Origin of the sequence: Agromyces binzhouensis (genome assembly GCF_004135055.1) — a bacterium.
GTDB lineage: Bacteria > Actinomycetota > Actinomycetes > Actinomycetales > Microbacteriaceae > Agromyces > Agromyces binzhouensis.
The window spans coordinates 1-1,677 of the sequence record NZ_SDPL01000540.1; the positions used below are offsets into that span (position 1 = coordinate 1).

2 protein-coding genes are annotated in these 1,677 nt (G+C 73.3%); one reads left to right on the forward strand and one right to left on the reverse strand.

Translation table 11 applies throughout. The features are described from left to right. Positions 1–468, reverse strand: a 468-nt coding sequence (locus ESO86_RS16520) for a GNAT family N-acetyltransferase (protein WP_165308183.1), incomplete at its 3' end; no start/stop codon positions are given. Between the two features lie 206 nt (positions 469–674). Here ESO86_RS16520 and ESO86_RS16525 point away from each other — a divergent pair. Next, positions 675–1,677 (forward strand): chromosome segregation SMC family protein (locus ESO86_RS16525; protein WP_165308187.1); only part of this gene is annotated, 1,003 nt, incomplete at its 3' end.

A 1,677-nucleotide genomic window follows, 5' to 3' on the forward strand; every position in this document is an offset into this window, starting at 1 on the left:
GTCGGCCGGGATCGTCGCGTCGCCCTGGGGGGCGCGCAGGAGCGCCCCGGCCGGGCGTGCCAGGTGGTCCGCTCCGTGGTCGGCCGACAGCACGAGGGTCGGGCGCCCCGCGTCGGACGCGACCCGTTCGGCGTGTGCGAGCAGCGTCGAGCCGACGTCCTGACGACGGCGGTCGGGCGCGACGCCGAGCATCGCGAGGTACGCGGTCCGGGCATCGTCGTCGCGCTCCCACTCGAGTTCGGCGATCCCGATGAGGACGTCGCCGTCGAACGCGGCGAGCGGCACATGCGCCCGATACGGGTCGTCCGCGAACTCGCGGAGCAACTCCGCCACGGGCCGCGCCAGCTCGTCGGTGCCCAGGCGCTCGACGTCGAGTCGTCGGACCAGCGCGGCGTACGCGTCGAGTTCGGAGGGTGGCGCGGCATCCGCCACCGTCGGCAGCCGGATCTCCCGGACCTCTGCGCCCATGCGTCCTCCCTCGACTCGGAGCAGCCTGCCAGCCTAGCCAAACGACGGTCCGCCCGGTACCGCGATCCGAGCCGGTGCCCCGTGGCCCGGGCGCACCCGGCCGACCCGATCCGCCCGAACGCGGCGAGCGAACCGGGCCCGCGGCATCCGCTCGGGTACGCTCATCCGAGGCATCCAGCACCATCACGCCGCGACACCGGGGGGACATGTACCTCAAGAGCCTCACCGTGAAGGGCTTCAAGTCCTTCGCGCAGCCGACCACCTTCGCCTTCGAGCCCGGGGTCACGTGCATCGTCGGCCCGAACGGCTCCGGCAAGTCGAACGTCGTCGACGCGCTCGCCTGGGTGATGGGGGAGCAGGGCGCCAAGACGCTCCGCGGCGGCAAGATGGAGGACGTCATCTTCGCGGGCACCTCGACCCGCGGGCCGCTCGGCCGCGCCGAGGTGAGCCTCACCATCGACAACTCGGACGGCGCGCTGCCGATCGAGTACACCGAGGTCACGATCTCGCGCACGCTGTTCCGCAACGGCGGCAGCGAGTACGCGATCAACGGCGAGCAGTGCCGCCTGCTCGACGTGCAGGAGCTGCTCAGCGATTCCGGACTCGGCCGTGAGATGCACGTCATCGTCGGGCAGGGCCAGCTCGACCAGGTGCTGCACGCCAGCCCCGAGGACCGTCGCGGGTTCATCGAGGAGGCCGCGGGCATCCTGAAGCACCGCCGCCGCAAGGAGAAGACGCTCCGCAAGCTCGACGCGATGCAGGCCAACCTCACGCGCCTGACCGACCTGGCCGCGGAGCTGCGCCGCCAGCTGAAGCCGCTCGGACGCCAGGCCGAGGTCGCGCGCGAGGCGGCGGGCATCGCCGCGGTCGTCCGCGACGCGAAGGCCCGGCTCGTGGCCGACGAGGTCGTCGAACTGCGCCGCGCGCTCGAGGCCGCCGGACGTACCGAGCACGAACGTCACGCCGAGCGTCTCGTGCTGCAGCAGGAGCTCGAACGCCACCAGGCGCACATCGAGCGGCTCGAGCAGGCGCAGGGCGGCGACGACGTCGACGCGGCCCGTGCCGTGAGCTTCGCGCTGGAGCAGTCCGAGGCCCGGCTCCGCTCGCTCGACTCGCTGGCGCGCCAGCGCATCGCGCTGCTCTCCGCCGCCGACGAGGGCACGGATGCCGCGCCGACCGTGACGCTCGCCGACATCGACGCGGCGCGCG